This is a genomic window from Daejeonella sp., assembly GCF_036405355.1.
GTDB lineage: Bacteria > Bacteroidota > Bacteroidia > Sphingobacteriales > Sphingobacteriaceae > Daejeonella.
The window spans coordinates 1-15,984 of the sequence record NZ_DASWXT010000002.1 but is presented as its reverse complement, the minus strand read 5'-3'; the positions used below and the strand labels follow the sequence as shown (position 1 = coordinate 15,984).

General features: G+C 42.4%; 12 protein-coding genes. 4 read left to right on the top strand and 8 right to left on the bottom strand.

Features of this window, described 5'->3' with window-relative positions; translation table 11 throughout:
- Both VGE44_RS00085 and VGE44_RS00080 read left to right on the top strand, forming a co-directional pair.
- Positions 1-498: hypothetical protein (locus tag VGE44_RS00085; RefSeq protein WP_331075736.1), on the top strand; the 498-nt coding region annotated here is incomplete at its 5' end.
- A 556-nt stretch (positions 499-1,054) separates the two neighbouring features.
- The gene (locus tag VGE44_RS00080) at positions 1,055-3,853 is read left to right on the top strand and encodes an outer membrane beta-barrel protein (protein ID WP_331075735.1); all 2,799 of its coding nucleotides are present in this window, start codon (positions 1,055-1,057) and stop codon (positions 3,851-3,853) included.
- Between the two features lie 11 nt (positions 3,854-3,864).
- On the opposite strand, the gene VGE44_RS00075 is transcribed toward VGE44_RS00080, so the two are convergent.
- From VGE44_RS00075 to VGE44_RS00060, 4 genes are all read right to left on the bottom strand, one after another.
- Complete coding sequence (locus VGE44_RS00075; protein WP_331075734.1) at positions 3,865-6,204, bottom strand: DUF4838 domain-containing protein; 2,340 nt, start codon at positions 6,202-6,204, stop codon at positions 3,865-3,867.
- A gap of 76 nt (positions 6,205-6,280) precedes the next feature.
- Positions 6,281-6,808 (bottom strand): hypothetical protein, encoded by a 528-nt coding sequence (locus tag VGE44_RS00070; RefSeq protein WP_331075733.1) that lies wholly within the window; start codon positions 6,806-6,808, stop codon positions 6,281-6,283.
- 90 nt (positions 6,809-6,898) lie between these two features.
- Entirely contained in the window at positions 6,899-7,360 is a 462-nt protein-coding gene (locus VGE44_RS00065; protein ID WP_331075732.1) for a RidA family protein, read from the bottom strand.
- Between the two features lie 117 nt (positions 7,361-7,477).
- A complete protein-coding gene (locus VGE44_RS00060) occupies positions 7,478-9,919 on the bottom strand; it encodes a penicillin acylase family protein (protein ID WP_331075731.1) in 2,442 nt (813 codons plus the stop codon).
- 135 nt (positions 9,920-10,054) lie between these two features.
- Between VGE44_RS00060 and VGE44_RS00055 the strand changes: the two genes are divergently transcribed.
- Together VGE44_RS00055 and VGE44_RS00050 are read left to right on the top strand one after the other, a co-directional pair.
- Positions 10,055-10,255 carry a DUF5808 domain-containing protein gene (locus VGE44_RS00055; RefSeq protein WP_331075730.1) on the top strand — a complete coding sequence of 67 codons (201 nt, stop codon included), beginning with the start codon at positions 10,055-10,057 and terminating at the stop codon, positions 10,253-10,255.
- A 174-nt stretch (positions 10,256-10,429) separates the two neighbouring features.
- Positions 10,430-11,626 (top strand): sialidase family protein, encoded by a 1,197-nt coding sequence (locus VGE44_RS00050; protein ID WP_331075729.1) that lies wholly within the window; start codon positions 10,430-10,432, stop codon positions 11,624-11,626.
- 297 nt (positions 11,627-11,923) lie between these two features.
- Here VGE44_RS00050 and VGE44_RS00045 read toward each other — a convergent pair whose 3' ends face one another.
- The 4 genes from VGE44_RS00045 to VGE44_RS00030 form a co-directional block, all read right to left on the bottom strand.
- Entirely contained in the window at positions 11,924-12,841 is a 918-nt protein-coding gene (locus VGE44_RS00045; protein ID WP_331075728.1) for a hydroxypyruvate isomerase family protein, read from the bottom strand.
- Between the two features lie 20 nt (positions 12,842-12,861).
- Positions 12,862-14,187 (bottom strand): Gfo/Idh/MocA family oxidoreductase, encoded by a 1,326-nt coding sequence (locus tag VGE44_RS00040; protein ID WP_331075727.1) that lies wholly within the window; start codon positions 14,185-14,187, stop codon positions 12,862-12,864.
- 17 nt (positions 14,188-14,204) lie between these two features.
- Positions 14,205-15,194 (bottom strand): formylglycine-generating enzyme family protein, encoded by a 990-nt coding sequence (locus tag VGE44_RS00035; protein ID WP_331075726.1) that lies wholly within the window; start codon positions 15,192-15,194, stop codon positions 14,205-14,207.
- 625 nt (positions 15,195-15,819) lie between these two features.
- Positions 15,820-15,972, bottom strand: a complete 153-nt coding sequence (locus VGE44_RS00030) for a PQQ-dependent sugar dehydrogenase (protein ID WP_331075737.1) — start codon at positions 15,970-15,972, stop codon at positions 15,820-15,822.
- Positions 15,973-15,984: the final 12 nt, after the last annotated feature.

Here is a 15,984-nt window from a genome sequence, read left to right as displayed (position 1 = left end):
ATGAAAGCAATTGTAATTATACTTCTGACGCTGCTGATCCTGATCAATCTCAGTTCATGCAGTACCCGGAAGCTGAATAAGCAAAAATCTGAAAGTTCAGCTTCAGAGCAATCTGAGATCCGGATGCAGGATTTCAGGAATGATAAGCTTGAGGCTAAACGGAAGATCCTCCTGACCGACACTGCCAATGAGTACTATTCAGTCATTATATTCCCTTCCGATACCTTTAGCTTTTCAGCTCAGCATGGATTCAAAGGCAAAGCGGAAAGGATTGAACTTTCGGGAGAGTTGAGAAGGGTGATGAGCCGGATTGATAGTGCGGGGCTTCTTGAAGAAAGGCAAAGGGATATGAATTATGAAGAAAAATTTGAAAGCAAAAAGGTGGAGGAATTAAAGTCCAGGGTATTAGAAAAAAAGCGTTCAAAGGTGGTGAATGTATTAATTATGGTGGTGGGGGTTATTTTAGTGGGATGGTGGTTTTGGCGTGGGGGGAGGTGAAAAGTATCTGGAATGGGGGATTGCGCCCCCCTGTAGAGTTAAGTGAATCGGCTCTACAGGTTGTCCAATGATGAGGAGTCTTCTGACTCCTCCCAGATAAAATAACGCTACTTCATATTTAAGTACAAAATATACTGGTTGGTAATAATGAATAATCTGATTATTTAATTGTTAGCGAGTCTGAAGACTCTTGTTTATTTATTAATCCGTAGAGCGCTGCGCTAAACTGTACAACAGCTATTAAACTCATCTGATGACTCCAAGTCATCTGATGAGTCTAATAATCAAAGTTGTGCTAAATAATCAATTTTTGTAATCGCTGGAAACTCCACGGATAGGGGGTTTTTTAGGCACGAGGTTTCAGGTATCAGCTTTGAGTTGTTAAAAAATTCTATACTTCATACCTGATACCTCATACCTGAAACCTGATACCCCCTACCACTATAAAAAACAACTCCCTTGTAAGTATTCTGCGACAATTGGCCTCAGTATTAATCTTTCTCAAATCGCTTTCTATCTTTAAATAAAATGAACGTACAGCGTTCAGAAAATTTATATGATCATTTCCAAAAGAATCTGTTTGCTTTGCCTGAGCTTTTTTTTCCTGGCTCAGGCCTATGCCCAGACGGGCAGGGAAGTAATTGGAGTGGTAAAAGATACGACAGGTGCTGCAGTGATCGGTGCAAGGGTAGTGCTAAGGTCTCTAAGTACGCCTGCAGATACCCTTATTACCCGGACTAATACGGATGGGATTTTTAGTTTCAAAGGGGTAAGTACCTCGTCATTTACACTCTCGATAAGCAGTCTTGGTTACAGGCCAGTTCTTGTGCGGTCATTAAATGCAGAAGGCGATAATCTTATTAGGCTGGATAAGCCGATTGTCATGCGAACCGATGCAATCGCTTTGAATCAGGTAGTAGTGAAAGGCGAGATGGGTGTGGTCATCAGGCAGGATACAATTGAATATACGGCAGCCGATTTCAAACTTAAGGAGAATGCGGTCGCAGAAGACTTGTTAAAGCGACTTGATGGCGTAGAAGTAGACCGCAGCGGAAATGTAACATCTCAGGGCAAATCTGTAACCAGGGTTCAGGTTAATGGCAAAGACTTCTTTGGTGGCGACCTGAAAACAGCTACAAAAAACATCCCGGCAAAAGCGATTGATAAGGTACAGATAGTACAGGATTATGGAGATCAGGCAAAATTTACAGGCGTGAGGGATGGGGAACCTGAAACAATTATCAATATCACCACTAAGCCCGGAAGCAAGGGAGCAATAGCCAATGCCACAATAGGCGGCGGGAATGTGGAACGTTATCAGTTTTCGGCTTTCGGAAACCATATTCAGGCTGAGCGGAATATAGGTTTCTCTGCCAATCTAAATAATAATGGGAGTCAGGTGGGCGGTTTTGGTTTTGGCGGACGCGGACCCAGTCCTGTTACTTCTGTTAATGCATCCGGCGGCAGCGGTAATTTTGGTGCCGGGACAGGGGGAAATGAGTCGGGTGGCAGTGCCGGGATCACCACTTTAGGTTCTTTTGGTTTAACCTATACTAACCGGTGGAGCAAGAAGCTGGTCATTACAGGCGGATATTTCTTTAACAATACCGACAATAATACCCTCAGCAATATCTTCAGTCAAAATGTAAGTTCCAGAGGTGAACTCTTTGGAACTACTAATTCAGATCGCAATACGCATAATCATGCACATAATCTGAATGCCCGGATTGAATACAGCATGACCCCAATGGATATGCTTATTATTTCTCCCTCTGTCGGATTTACCACAACTTCAGGCGATCTGTTAAGGTCGGCTTTCCAAACAGGGGTAATCAGGCAGGATCAGCTAAGCAACAGCAGTAATAAATTCTATGCCCCAAGCATTGGGGGTAATATTCTGTATACCCACCGGTCTAAAAAGGCGGGGCGTAATTATTCCTTCAATGCGGGTGCCAGAAGTAATGTGGTTGATATTGATGACGATAATCTGAATGATATTCGCTATTATAATGCACTTACAGGGGCCTTTGAAAAGGATTCTATTGATCACCGGCTTAATACAATTGACAACCGGACTTTTTTAACTGCGGTACGCTTTATTTATACCGAACCGCTTAGTAAAACAGGAAGCCTGCAGTTCAGTTATAACATGAATTATAATCGCTACGATAATAGCCGGATCGCGAGCCAGGAAAATCCTGCAGGAATGATTGGAAAGATTGATTCCCTGAGTAATCAATATGATTATAGTTTTAATTCACAGCAGTTGGGTATAAATTATAGCTTTAAAGGTAGTGCCGATGAATTTGCTCTGGGTTTTACAGCTAACCCGACCAGATTATCGGGAAGCTCTTCAACACTCAGCACAACAAGCAGACGTTCCAATTTCTATCTGGCACCAATCTTACGCTATACACACCGGTTTTCACGTACCCGGAATGTTCAGCTTAATTATATGAACCGGGCCAGTGAACCTACTTTTTTCCAGTTGCAGCCGGTACGTGATTTGTCTGATCCACAGCGTCAGCTGGTAGGTAATCCCAATCTGAACAGTTCTTTCAGTCATACCCTGAATGCGAATTACAATAGTTCAAATGTCGAAAAACGTACGTCTTTCTTATTCAGATTACAGGCTTCGGCAGTCGATAACAGAGTGGTTACCAATACCATATTGATACCGGATGCATATGGCAGCTTTAAACGGGAGATTCGATATCAGAATGCAGATGGAACCTATTCTTACAGTGGGAACTATAACTGGCAAAAAGCCTTTGCCGACCGGCAGTATACCTTTCGCCTGAGCGGTACTGCAGCTTATAACCGTAATGTTTCCTTTGCGGATAATATCAGGAACTTTGCTGCTGAATCCAGCTTCAGGCAGGGATTGGGTTTGCAAATAAATCCCGGGGAATGGCTGGAGTTCAGTCCTAATTTCTATTATCGCTATTCCAGAATCAATTATGCCCTTCCGGCTAGTACTGATATCACAATTCATACCTATACTTTAGATGCGGATGCGAATGTGTTTTTTCTGGCAAACAGATCCTTAATCTGGCGCTTCACTGCCATTAAGAACTTTAACAGTGGTTATGCAGCGGCACTCAATATGAATCCTTTTGTATTCAATACCTCATTGGAGAAAACCTTCATGAAAGACAGGTCTGCAACAATGAAGCTGACAGCTTTCGATCTGTTTAACCAGGCCAATAATATTTACAGGAATATTACAGATAATGGTTTTGCAGATATCAGCACAAACCGCCTGACCCAATATTTCATGCTGACACTGACCATGAGGCTTAACAAATTAACAAATGGACCCCGGCAGGATGATGATCAGAAATCCAGGCCCTGAAGGGAAACTTCTTACCTCACTACAATCTGATCCGTATAAATAGAAAGCGGCTGTCCCGATCGGATATGCCAGGACGGGGTTTTTAACAAACTCTCTGCATGGACTTTTATGTACCTGGCTTTGGTGCCTGCCTTTAGTTCTGCCAGAAAGGGCAGGAACGATGTTTTTATTATACCTGGGTTTTCAAGCGGGTTTGGATTGTGGGGGTTTGTGATTGTAATAGCTTCGCTATATTCTTTGCCATCTGAAGAAAGTGTATAGCTAACAAATTTGGGTAAAGCAAACAAATGCCAGTCGGGTTGTGCCTGCGGATTCAGGAAATCCATGTTTACAGAATTGACAGGCATGACTTCTCCTAGATCAAGGATAAAATCCATGTGTTCCGCAGTACAATAGACCCAGTTCTGATCGGCTTCCTGCCATGATTCATAGGAGGCGAAAATGCCATCAATAAGACTCTCTAAAGCTTTTGATTTAGGATTCGCCTTGCTGATAGGGATAATCTTTTTCTGAAATGATTTTACTGTACTCATCCCTTCCATATTGTCAAAAACCCGCATATAGGATGAACGATAATGTTCCGGTGTGCCGCTTCTTTCCCGCACCAGTTTGACCTTATTCAGGGTACAGCCATCAGCAAAACTATTAACCAGGGTTTTAAATTCAGGTTTAGGTAAAACCCGCCCGTTACTGTCTTTGCGGAACATGCTTCGGTCGGTATTGATCTCTGTACGGCCAATCTGTATTTCGGCATACATGAGGGGAAGACGGGCAGTTCTGACACGCTTTAATAATTCAGGGTTTGAAGCCACCGCTTTTTCTGCTTTATCGAAGAGCTGCTTGTATTGTTGCATCATCGTTGCCGACAAATAGGCATTTTTAGCATGGATTGGATCCCCGAAAATACTTAGTACCATACCGCTTTTTACAAGGGATTCCTGCATGCTGTCAATGTATTGTAGTATAAATGGAGCTGCCGCTTCGAAATATCCGTTCAGGAATTCATGGATAATGGCTTTATCATCTGCATCAGGATCCCACATTAATTTGCTGATCAGGTAGGAGCGGAGCAGGGCCATTTCGGCTGCTGCTTCGTTGTTTGCCTGCATGAACAATGCATTGACACGGTTATCCGTATAGAATTTAATGTTGGGTTTTAAGGTATACAGATTTGGGAAAGGGGATATATAATTGGTGAATTGTATATTATAATCCCAGATGATGATATCTTTTGAAAGAGCGCCCCAATCTTTCAGGTCCTGGGAAAAGGCAGGATCTGTAACATAAACCGGCGCTTGTCGTGTACTTTCAATATTGCAGAGCATAATATTGACATTGGGCTCAATCTCAATATTTTTCGGAGCCTTGCGTGAATACCAGTATGCCAGGGTTGAAATGATCTTATCAGGAATTTCGCGTGCGACCTGATTCACAAAATAAATGATTGAGCCACTTGGAACATTTCCGTATTTTTCATTCAACGCTTTGCAACCATCACATTGACAATACCTGTCGTTATCATCCTGGCTAACCGACCAATAGCTGGAATTTGGTTTTTCCTGTATTTTGTTTTTCAGGCTGCTGACCAGAAGCTTTAAAACATCGGGATTCGACAGACATAACTGGGTTCCCGGTCTTCTTTGACCATCAATAAGAGAATAATATTCGGGATGGCTTTGGGCATATTGCTGCTGCGGAACCAGCGTGTTAAAGGTATGTACGAATAAGCCCCAGTCATCCCTCGACGAAAGTTTATGCCAGTCTGAATACTCCTGATCAGCCATTTGGCTGTAAGAAGTGGTTCTGTATCTGATTTTCGGCTCAACTCGCTTATCAGCGCGGGGTGGATTGAAAGTCTTAGCTTTCGGACTCGTTGCCATCTCCGGAGAATATTTCCTGAAACCCAGATCTTCAAGCAGATCAACAACGCCAAAAAGCAGACCTCTTTTTGCACCACCGGCAATTATAAAATTATTCCCTTCAGTTTTCCGGATAAAACCTGCTTCAGGTAGTTGGGTAAAATTGATTTGCCTGGCTTTGGCATATTCTGTTTCACCGAGGTAAATACCGTTCTTAAATACAGATTTCCCTTCTTCTGCAATTGGAACTGCCTTTACCGATAATTTCGATAAATATTTCTGAAGCTGGAAGGCTGCCTCCTTCTCAATCCCGTTCGCCTGCACAGGAATAATGATCTGATAATCCAAAATCCCATCTCTGCTTACCTGCTTACCCAAAAGGCTGTTTTGCAATTCCGCACTCAGCAGATCCGGCAGAAAGGTTAATCCTGCAGCAACAATACCTGTGTTCTTTAAAAAACTCAGCCTTGATATATTCTTATTAGGTTTCATATGTACAACTCACTATGTTATTTACTACCCCAAATTATGATCTCAAGCTGCTTAGTCCATTTTCAACTGTCCATTTTCAATTCTCAATTCTCCACTCTATCTTGAATTCCGGATTATCAAACACATTCTTCGAAAACTTATAATCACTGTAGCTGTCAATATCAATAAATCCTTCTTTTTCAATAAAATTTCCCGTGATTTTGACCTGATCGCCTGCTTTTAATCCCTTAATCATATCTTTTTTGCTTATTTCGAGCATGCTGCTTAAAATAATCGACTTCTGGGCGGATTTATTAGAAGGATCTAGAGGAATACTGAAATTAACTTCAATAGCGCCTGGTTTTTCGATGATTTCAACCAGTGTTGCCTGCCAGGATTCAAATTTTAAGGACAGACTATCTTTTACATAGGCTTTAGTTAAAAGTACTCCATTGTCGAGCTGGGCACTTCGATTGGCTTTATTCTCATCTGATGAGTTAACTGCATCCCGGATGAATTTGACATAATTCACAAATTTGATCTGATCCGCCGGCCCCTGTTGTTCTGCATTTTGTCCGCAGGAAGCAAATAGGAAGAAAATGCATGCAATAATGAAATTTCTCATATTCTTTTTATTATTCAATGCCCAAACAAGCTATTTATCAGAGATATATCAGGTTAAATTAAATGTAGCCAATGGCTCTCAAAATTCCAATTAATCAGATTTTAAAGTGAAGGAACTGGTAATTGAAATGCAGGAATTTCTGGAAAGGGAATGCACCCCGATTATTGTCCGGGTATGTTTTCCGGCTTCTCCCAACACTTCATTAAAGAGATCAGAGGCCCCGTTGGCAACAGCCGGACCATCATTCCAGTTCTCAGCATTCTGAAAATAAATATCGAGATGATTGAGGCCTTCAACATTTTCAAATCCGATGAATTTTTGAATCTGGCCGATGATATTCCTTGCACAGATTCCTGCAGCTTCATAGCCCTGTTCCGTGCTGATCTGATCACCCAAACGTCCGGCATGCTGAAGCTGTCCATTCTTTATCGGAAACTGGATCGCAACATAAGCAATATTGCCGCGAGTATTGACAGCAGTATAAGAACCGCCCGGTTTAGGTAAATTTTCAAGATCAATGTTTAATGAATTGACATTTTGTACGATATCCATAGGGTTTTTAAATTTTAAGATGCCAAATTACAAATGAAACAAGGAATGACATTATTTATATACAAAAAGGACAAGCTCATTTCTGATAGCTTGTCCTTTGTAAATGATAAAGAGGTTTTATTCCGGTTTCAGAAGCGTCTTACTTACGCTTACTTTCTCAATCTTATCCCTGGAATAATAAATCGGGAAATGCTGGTCTTTGGCCCATGGCTCAAAAAGATTTCTGTAAAAAGGACTTGCAGGATCACCTGATTGCCCGGGACCATTAGTCGCTACTGCAGCATCCCAATCGCCGGTGTTTACGATGATGCGAAAGGAAGCACCGGCACTCTGACGTAAATTTCCACTGGTTGAGCCAGGAGTATCGCCATAACCGCCACGGGGCAGGGGACCGAGGTCTAATCTGGCCTTTATGCTATCTTTTACGAGATGTCCCAATGCATGGGCCATATAGCTGTGTTTATATTTTGCTTGTCCGTATTGCCATTTGCTCATATCAGAGCCTAGTTTTTCATGCAAATCATCAAGTCCGGCCATAAAAGTTTTGTATATAAACTGATTTCTTCCAGCGATGGGATCACTGCCAAACTTCTCATCAGGGTTCATGATCCAATCCACTATTTTTTTAGTCTGTAACGTGATAAGTCCTTTGGCAGATGTGGGAATAAATCGTTCAGAGGCCTGTGATTTAATCTGATTTTCCCATGCAACATAGATTGCAGCTTCAATGGAATTCGGATTGAGTTTAAAATCCCAGTTTTTCAGCATTTCTCTTGCATCATTTGCATTTCTTTCTGAAAACATCAATTTGTCAAGTAGGGGGGTAATTGTTCTCGCCGGGATGGAAAGATAATCAACCTGCAGGGCTTTCATATCATCCATTGTCAGTTTTTTGTCCGTACCCAAAACCTCATTGATGCGGTTTCCGCGGTAGGGATCTGCCCAGGCAAAGCCGGTAGCATCCCAGCGGTTAAAACTCTCAGGGGTCAGATTCTGATTGGCAGTTGCAAAAAAGCCTTTGGCAGGATTATAAGTATGCGGACGCTCTTTAATTGGTAAACGGCCTTCCCATTCAAAGCGACCATCACCCGGGACAGGTACCAGCCCGCTGGATTTTTTTCGAATCGGCTGATAACCAACTACCTGCCAGCCAATATTTCCCTGCTTATCAGCCCATACCATATTCAGACTTGGGATATGACTGTAAGAGCATGCCTCGCGGAATTCTTCCCAGCTTTTCGCCTGATCCATTCTCAATGAAGCCAGATAGGGTGCTGCACCAGGTTCCAGCCATCCGCAGCGGACTGCATAGGCCTTTTTGTTCAGACTGTCGACATAGCTTACCGGACCATGACGGGTATAAAGCAAATCAACTGATACATCAGATTTTCCTTTTACTTTAATTGTTTCCTGAATCACTTTCATATCCTCCCATTTCCCCTGGTATTTATACTGACGCAGATTATCTGGGTTCAAATCGTAAACATACAGATCCTCACTATCTGTACCGAAAATGGTTAAACCCCATGCACCGTATTCATTATGGCCAATTGAAATACCCGGAATTTCGGGCTCTCCGCCACCCACCACATTCCATCCCGGCGCGACCAGGTGACTCATGTAACGAAGTGATGGAACAGAAATAGTACGGTGAGGGTCATTGGCCATAAAGGCAGCTCCATCGGCCATTTTATCGGCTCCAACAACCCAGTTATTGCTGCCTATAGATAGTTTATCTTCCATGGATTCATCCGGCGGGAGCATATTCAGACTGGCTGTCTCTTTTTTATCTCCGCGATATTCAGGTTGAATATCTTCGGGTTCGAATTTTACAGTCGCCCGGAAAGCATCATACAATTCCAGAATATCATCAAACAATAATTCTTTATTGATTGCCGGATCCAGATCTATATCAGGAACCTGTGGATGGAAAGAGGAAAGCTCTTTTACTGTTTCAGAACCCAGACGGGCTACAGCACGGCCAGTCTTTAGTTCAGCACCGATATTCCCTAAAAGACCCTGATGCCGGGAGATCACCACTTCAGGTGTCCATTTGCCGGGTTTAATATTTAATAATTTGAATTCTATGGGCAGTTTTTCGGGTGTTTTAAGAATCTCTTCGATGTAGGCATTCACACCGTCGCTATAGGCAGTAATGATCTCTTCACCATCTTTATGATAATGATTCATTTCCTGCTTCATATCCCCTCTGAATTTAAATAGTCGGGAACCTATATCCCGCTTGATTTCCCGTTCCCCGAGGATTTCTGCAATAGTGCCGGTTGCCTGTCTTCTCCATATTTCGAATTGAAAGAGGCGGTCTTTGGCTGCAGCATAACCCTGTGCAAAGAACAAATCATGCTGATTTTTTGCATAGATATGATTCACGCCCCATTCATCCCGAATTATTTCGACAGGTTCTTTAAGACCTTTAACAGCTAAATTATCAAAGTCTGATTTGCCGCAGGAAGTAAGAAAAGTTCCGAATAGAATGACGAGTATAATTCTCAGGGCTTTTCGATTAAATTGTTTTAATAATCTTTGGGTATGAATTGACATAGATTTAAGATTAGGTATTGAATCTGATTTTTTGCAAAGTTTTCTGAATATCAGTAATTTAGGGGATAGAAGCAAACAAGAAATTGTTTTGTTACCTACAAGAACTATTAGAAATTATTTAAGCAAGAGACAACTATGGATGATTTCAACAGGCAGAATGATGAGTTTTGGAAATGGGGCATTATTTATTTCAATCCGGGTGATCCTTCTATATGGATTGAAAAGCGTATAGGTATCGGCTGGACCTTAAATTTTGCGCATAAAGAATCCTGGTTTATTATGATGATGATTCTTGCTATACCATTGGTTTTTTTGGCTTTTACGGTTTTTGGGTAGGGTGGGTTGTCATTGGGATCAGCCCAGGGGGGAGAAGCAATCTCCTTACTATTATTGCCAATTCATATGATTACTTAGTTATTTTCCCTTATCTTTCTATTAACTTGTTCTCTGAAAAAGCTGTGTCTCTTCAAAATGGCTGGAGGGGATAGTCTCCTTTTTCAAAACCTCATTATGAAGAAAATAAGAATATTAACGGCATTGGCAATTAGTGTTATTGTCCAGGGCTTTGTCAACAATAGCATAGCCAATTTCCCGGATCAGGCATTCATAAAGGATAGCATCCCCGGAGTTCAAAAGGTCAAAGACATTATGATCTATGAAGACCCTCAATTCTATTCCTCATTTCCATCCATTGTAAAACGCCCGAATGGAGAATTGCTCCTGGCCTTCAGACGTGCGCCCGATCGTAAAGTATTTGGGGAGGATCATACCAATCATGTTGATCCAAACAGTTATCTGGTTTCATTAAGGTCAAAAGATGGAGAAAACTGGTCGAAGAATCCGGAACTTATTTATGCTCACCCATTTGGCGGATCTCAGGATCCTTGTTTACTTCAATTGCGTGACGGCACCTTATTGTGTACGAGTTATGGCTGGGCCTTTCTCAGGTCTGATGGTATGGCAAATCTTAAAAAACCTTATTTCCTTGCCGGGGGAGCAGTGTTTCTAGGGGGCTATCTGGTACGTTCAAAAGATGGCGGAAGGCACTGGGAGGAGCCGATCTATCCTCCTCATATTGAACCAGAAATTAATATTAATCCGATGGGTAATCCCGTTCCGGCCTACAACCGTGGTGCCCTTTATGAAGGCAAGAGCGGAAGAATCTTCTGGGCAGTTGCTGCAAGCCATGCTCCCGGAAAGACCTCTGTTCATCTGATCAATTCTGACGATAAGGGTATGACCTGGAATTATTCGGCTCCGGTAGCTGTTGACGATAAAATTTCGTTTAATGAAACTTCGGTTTATGAAACTCCCAAAGGGGATATTCTCGCATTCCTCAGAACTGCAGGCTATGAAGATCAGGCTTGTATTGCCCGTTCTACTGATGGAGGCAAAACTTTCGGTAAATGGGAGGGTATGGGATTAAAGGGTCATCCTTTGAATGCACTCCGCCTTCCGGATAAGCGGGTACTGATCACCTATGGCTACCGCCACAAGCCTTTTGGAATCCGGGCACGGATTCTGAATGAAGAATGTACTGATTTTAAATCTGCTCCCGAGATTATTCTGCGTGAGGATGGCGGGAGTGGGGATCTCGGCTATACCTGGCCGGTTCAGTTGGATAAGAAGCGGGTTCTGGTTGTTTATTATTTTAATAAGGATAATGGCACAAGATCGATTCAGGGAACGATCTTAAAAGTGGATTGATTGTAAGCTTGGTTCTTTAAATAAATGAACCCGTCCCACAAAGCAGGACAGGTTCATCAGAATTTTCAGCTTTATAAGTCCATCTTTAATTGGGCTGATTGGGTTTTTAAATACTGCCTTTGGTTCTTAAACCCGATTGCAGCGGATACCGGCCTGTGCTTAAGGCCTGTGCAGTATGAGCGCAAAGCGGGGCTACCATTAAAGATTGCAGAACAGCAGTTTTTCAAATGATAAACCTTAGCAGCATAAAGGAAAAGCATCTCTATCTTACCCTTAAAGATTTAAAATCCAAACAGCTTACTTAAACTTATCAGCTTCCCGATAAGCTTTGATCAATGCGAGTTCTCCTTCTTTACCTGGCATTGCATTTCCGTGCTCCATACCAAGAACCCCCTTAAAACCTTTACTGTCAATGTATTTGAAGACATTCCGGTAATTAATCTCGCCGGTTCCCGGTTCTTTTCTTCCAGGGTTATCACCGATCTGAATGTAGGCGATTTCATCCCAGCATTTCTCCATGTTTGTGATCAGATTGCCTTCATTTTTCTGCATATGGTAAATATCATACAGGATCTTACAGGAAGGACTATTTACACCTTTACAGATCAGATGGGTTTGGTCGGAATGACGCAGGAAAAGGTTAGGGGTATCGCTGAGCGGCTCAAGCACCATAATTAATCCATGCGGCTCCAGAATTTCGGCCCCGCGTCTCAATGCCTCGATCACATTTCCGGTTTGTATGCCGATAGGCAGCGTGCGTTCAAAATCACCGGGAACTACTGTTGCCCATTTTGCGTTAACCCGCTTGGCTACATCAACTGCCTGACGGCATCCGTTTAAGAAGATGTCGATGTATTCTTTTTTGCCTGCAGCGAGTGTATTTGCACCGTTTCCGCCTTTATCAATAACGAAAACTCCCATAGTCATGTTGAGTTTTGCCAGGGTATTTCCTATCTCTTCCTGCAAAGCTACAGGGCGTTTCATTAAACCATTGTCCTCAATGCTTCTAAAACCCTGGTCGTGCATGAATTTGATCTGATCGATAAAATTTTCTCCGGCATGGGCAGCAAACATACCGGCATGCGGTGCATAATCCAGATTAAAGGTTTTTTCTGCCCTGTTAGCTTTGGGCATAGCTGCTGCAAGAGTTGAGCTGGCGGCAGTAGCACCTAAACCGAGCATGACACTGCTTTTTAGGAATTCACTTCGTTTCATAGTATTTATTTTTTAGCTTCTCAGACCACTTTTGTTACTCCCGGAATTGCATAAGGATAGGTGCCGTCGAAGTTTGGTAAAACTTTAGGCAGGGCATCCCATGCAAGGCGTTCAGGCATCAGACTGATCTCCGAATTCAATGCCTCATCCCATTTAACCACATTGCCAGAATAGGATGCATAGCGACCCAGAATTGCGGTCATGGTACTTTTTGCAGCATTTTCTGCATCCGAAAACTTGAACTGGCCGGCAGTAATGGCTGCGAATAATTCATCGTGCTCGGTCTGATATGGATTGGCATCGCCTTTCCCTTCGTAATTTACCAGCACTTTTCCTTTATGATCCCAGATCTTACCAATATTACTTGAATCAAGGAATACCTTGCCTTTAGTCCCCTGAAAGGATTCATCAACCCGGTTCGCACCACCGGTATAGTGGCGGCACTGGCTTGAGATCACGCTGCCATCATCATAAACGAACTCAACAGAGTGACTGTCATAGATCTCTCCATAATCTTTTCCGGTCCTTAAAAAACGACCACCTGCGCCATAAGCTGAAACAGGATATTTATTTTTTACCCAGTTAGCTACGTCGATGTTATGAACATGCTGTTCAACAATATGATCGCCGCAAAGCCAGTTGAAATAATACCAGTTTCTCATTTGATATTCCATCTCAGTTTGATTCGGCTGGCGTGGATTCACCCAAACCCCACCGCTGTTCCAGTACACTTGTCCTGAAATAACATCTCCAATTCCTCCCTGATGTACTCTGTCGATGATTTCGCGATAATTTTTCTGATAATGGCGTTGAAGCCCGACAACCACATTCAGTTTTTTGCGTTTTGCTTCTTCAGCAGTCGCCAATACACTTCGGATCCCCGGCGAATCGGTTGCAACCGGTTTCTCCATGAAGATTTGTTTATTTTGTTTTACTGCTTCTGCAAAATGTGCTGGTCTGAATCCCGGAGGAGTACAAAGCATCACTACATCAGCATCCTGCATGGCTGCGATATAACCATCGAAGCCAACAAACTTTTTATCAGCCGGAACACTGATTTTCTCAGCTCCGAATTTTGTCAATAGGGTTTGGTAGCTTTTCTCAAGTTTATCGGGAAAGGCATCCGCCATGGCTACAATCTTTAGATTGAACTTCGTACTGAGGGCCTGAAATGCAGCTCCCGTTCCGCGGCTTCCGCAGCCAATTAGGGCAACTTTAATAACGTCGGATCCGCTTGCATAGGCTCCTGCCAGTGGAATTCCACTCAATAATGCACCACCGGTAAGGATGGCTGAGGTTTTTAGAAAATCTCTCCTGTGTTTAGTTTTAGAAATTTCGTTCTTCATGTTATGAATAATTTGAATTAAAAGTCAGCTATTGGTTCACGATTGTAATATGCTTCAATTTCTTCCTTAGAAGGTGGTATAAGGGGGCGTACCACCCTTATACCAACAAATGTCCCTCCGGTTAACCACCAGTTACTTTTTGGGATCTGTGGGTCGATTTGTTTCCACTCAGCTTGTGATCCTCTACGGCTTGCGGAACGCAGATCTGTCGCCGGGTCTTCATATGATCCTCCGCGTACAGAATTTGGATATAAAGTCTCAAAAGGAATTACCGGATCCTGAGCAATTGCACCGGCAAATTTTGAATAAGTGTCAGGTTTATACTGGTCATAAGTCCACTCTGTGACATTTCCATGCATATCAAAGAGACCCCAGGGATTAGGTTTTTTGCTTCCTACCGGCTGGGTTTTGTTGCCGCTGTTAGCCTTATACCAGGCATAGTCCTCAAGTTTTGATTCGGCAGGGTGTGAATAGGCACCATTGGTTCCTGCCCTGCAGGCATATTCCCATTCAGCTTCAGTTGGAAGGCGGTAAAATTCTCCTGTTCTGGCATAAAGCCATTTGCAGAATTGTATCGCAGCGTATTGAGTCATGCCAATCGCAGGGAAACCTTCTTTACCCATGCCCCAGGTCATATCCACATAGGGTTTTGTCGGACGGGTTAAGGCATCCACCTGTTGTTTTAGAGGTACTTTACTGCGGCTGATTTCCTGGTTTTTGTAAACGAAGGGTTCAAAAAAGTCCCAGGTAACTTCATGCTTTCCGATCCAGAAGGGACTGATCTTTACCTGGTGCTGCGGACCTTCATCCGGGCGCCGGCCAGCTTCATTCATCGGACTGCCCATATTAAAACTTCCACCCGGAATAGCAACCATGTCAAACTTCAGGTCAGTTCCTTCAAGGTTTTGGGTATAACTTTTAAAATCATTCTCCTGAGCTATTGTGAGTAAAGGGAATAGAATTAAGCCAAGGAATGCTGATTTGAAATTAAGGATAAATGATCTCATGAATGTTGTATGCGATTGAAAAATAAATATGCTCAATTTTATTTAAAAAATTAAGGTTTGGAACATAATGAATTGAAAGAAGCGGGGTGAAAAGGTAAAAATCTGTAATGTTTTGAACAGGCATTCATTTTTAGATAAAATGTTTTAGGGACTAAGAGCGTCATATGGCCAAAGTAGTATCTCTCCGTTAACTTTTTTTCCGCCTTGGCTGGTGCGGTAGAGGTAAGCCATGCCTTAATACTGACTTTCGAAGCAGCAGACGCAGCGGCGGGGTTTTGGTCCTTTTTTCCTGAAGAAAAAGGACTAGGCCTCCGCGGCTATGAGCGGAATAAATTCAGTTTAATAAATTGTAGTTGATGCGTTACTGTAAACTTCCAAGTACCAGGGAATTATTTATTGTTATGCGATGGATAAAGATGTTGAAAAGGTTGATCAGGGGCTCTTATGAGAAATATGTACATTTATACAGATTCAAAATCCTAAATCAAGATATATCGAATTTAAGCAGATATCAATAAATGAAAAAACGGCAATTTCCAATTAGAAAATTGCCGTTTTTCATTTTATTCAGCACATTAAAATTGCTCAGTTAATTAACTCATTTTTCAATGAGTCGCTTTTCTTTTTACTTTTTAGCTATTCTGTAAAACCTTCCTTCATCGGTAATCGCATAAAGCGCACCATCTTTACCTTGCATTGTTGATCTGAAACGCTGGTTTTGATCAGCAAGTAATCTTTCTTCTCCAACAACTTTATTGTCTTTGATCACTAATCTCAGGATGTGTTTGCC

Bases quoted from the DNA above. Each gene is read 5' to 3' on its own strand.
- VGE44_RS00050 (WP_331075729.1), top strand. From the start codon at position 10,430: ATGAAGAAAATAAGAATATTAACGGCATTGGCAATTAGTGTTATTGTC.
- VGE44_RS00070 (WP_331075733.1), bottom strand. From the start codon at position 6,808: ATGAGAAATTTCATTATTGCATGCATTTTCTTCCTATTTGCTTCCTGC.
- VGE44_RS00075 (WP_331075734.1), bottom strand. From the start codon at position 6,204: ATGAAACCTAATAAGAATATATCAAGGCTGAGTTTTTTAAAGAACACA.
- VGE44_RS00035 (WP_331075726.1), bottom strand. From the start codon at position 15,194: ATGAGATCATTTATCCTTAATTTCAAATCAGCATTCCTTGGCTTAATT.
- VGE44_RS00065 (WP_331075732.1), bottom strand. From the start codon at position 7,360: ATGGATATCGTACAAAATGTCAATTCATTAAACATTGATCTTGAAAAT.
- VGE44_RS00055 (WP_331075730.1), top strand. From the start codon at position 10,055: ATGGATGATTTCAACAGGCAGAATGATGAGTTTTGGAAATGGGGCATT.
- VGE44_RS00080 (WP_331075735.1), top strand. From the start codon at position 1,055: ATGATCATTTCCAAAAGAATCTGTTTGCTTTGCCTGAGCTTTTTTTTC.
- VGE44_RS00040 (WP_331075727.1), bottom strand. From the start codon at position 14,187: ATGAAGAACGAAATTTCTAAAACTAAACACAGGAGAGATTTTCTAAAA.
- VGE44_RS00060 (WP_331075731.1), bottom strand. From the start codon at position 9,919: ATGTCAATTCATACCCAAAGATTATTAAAACAATTTAATCGAAAAGCC.
- VGE44_RS00045 (WP_331075728.1), bottom strand. From the start codon at position 12,841: ATGAAACGAAGTGAATTCCTAAAAAGCAGTGTCATGCTCGGTTTAGGT.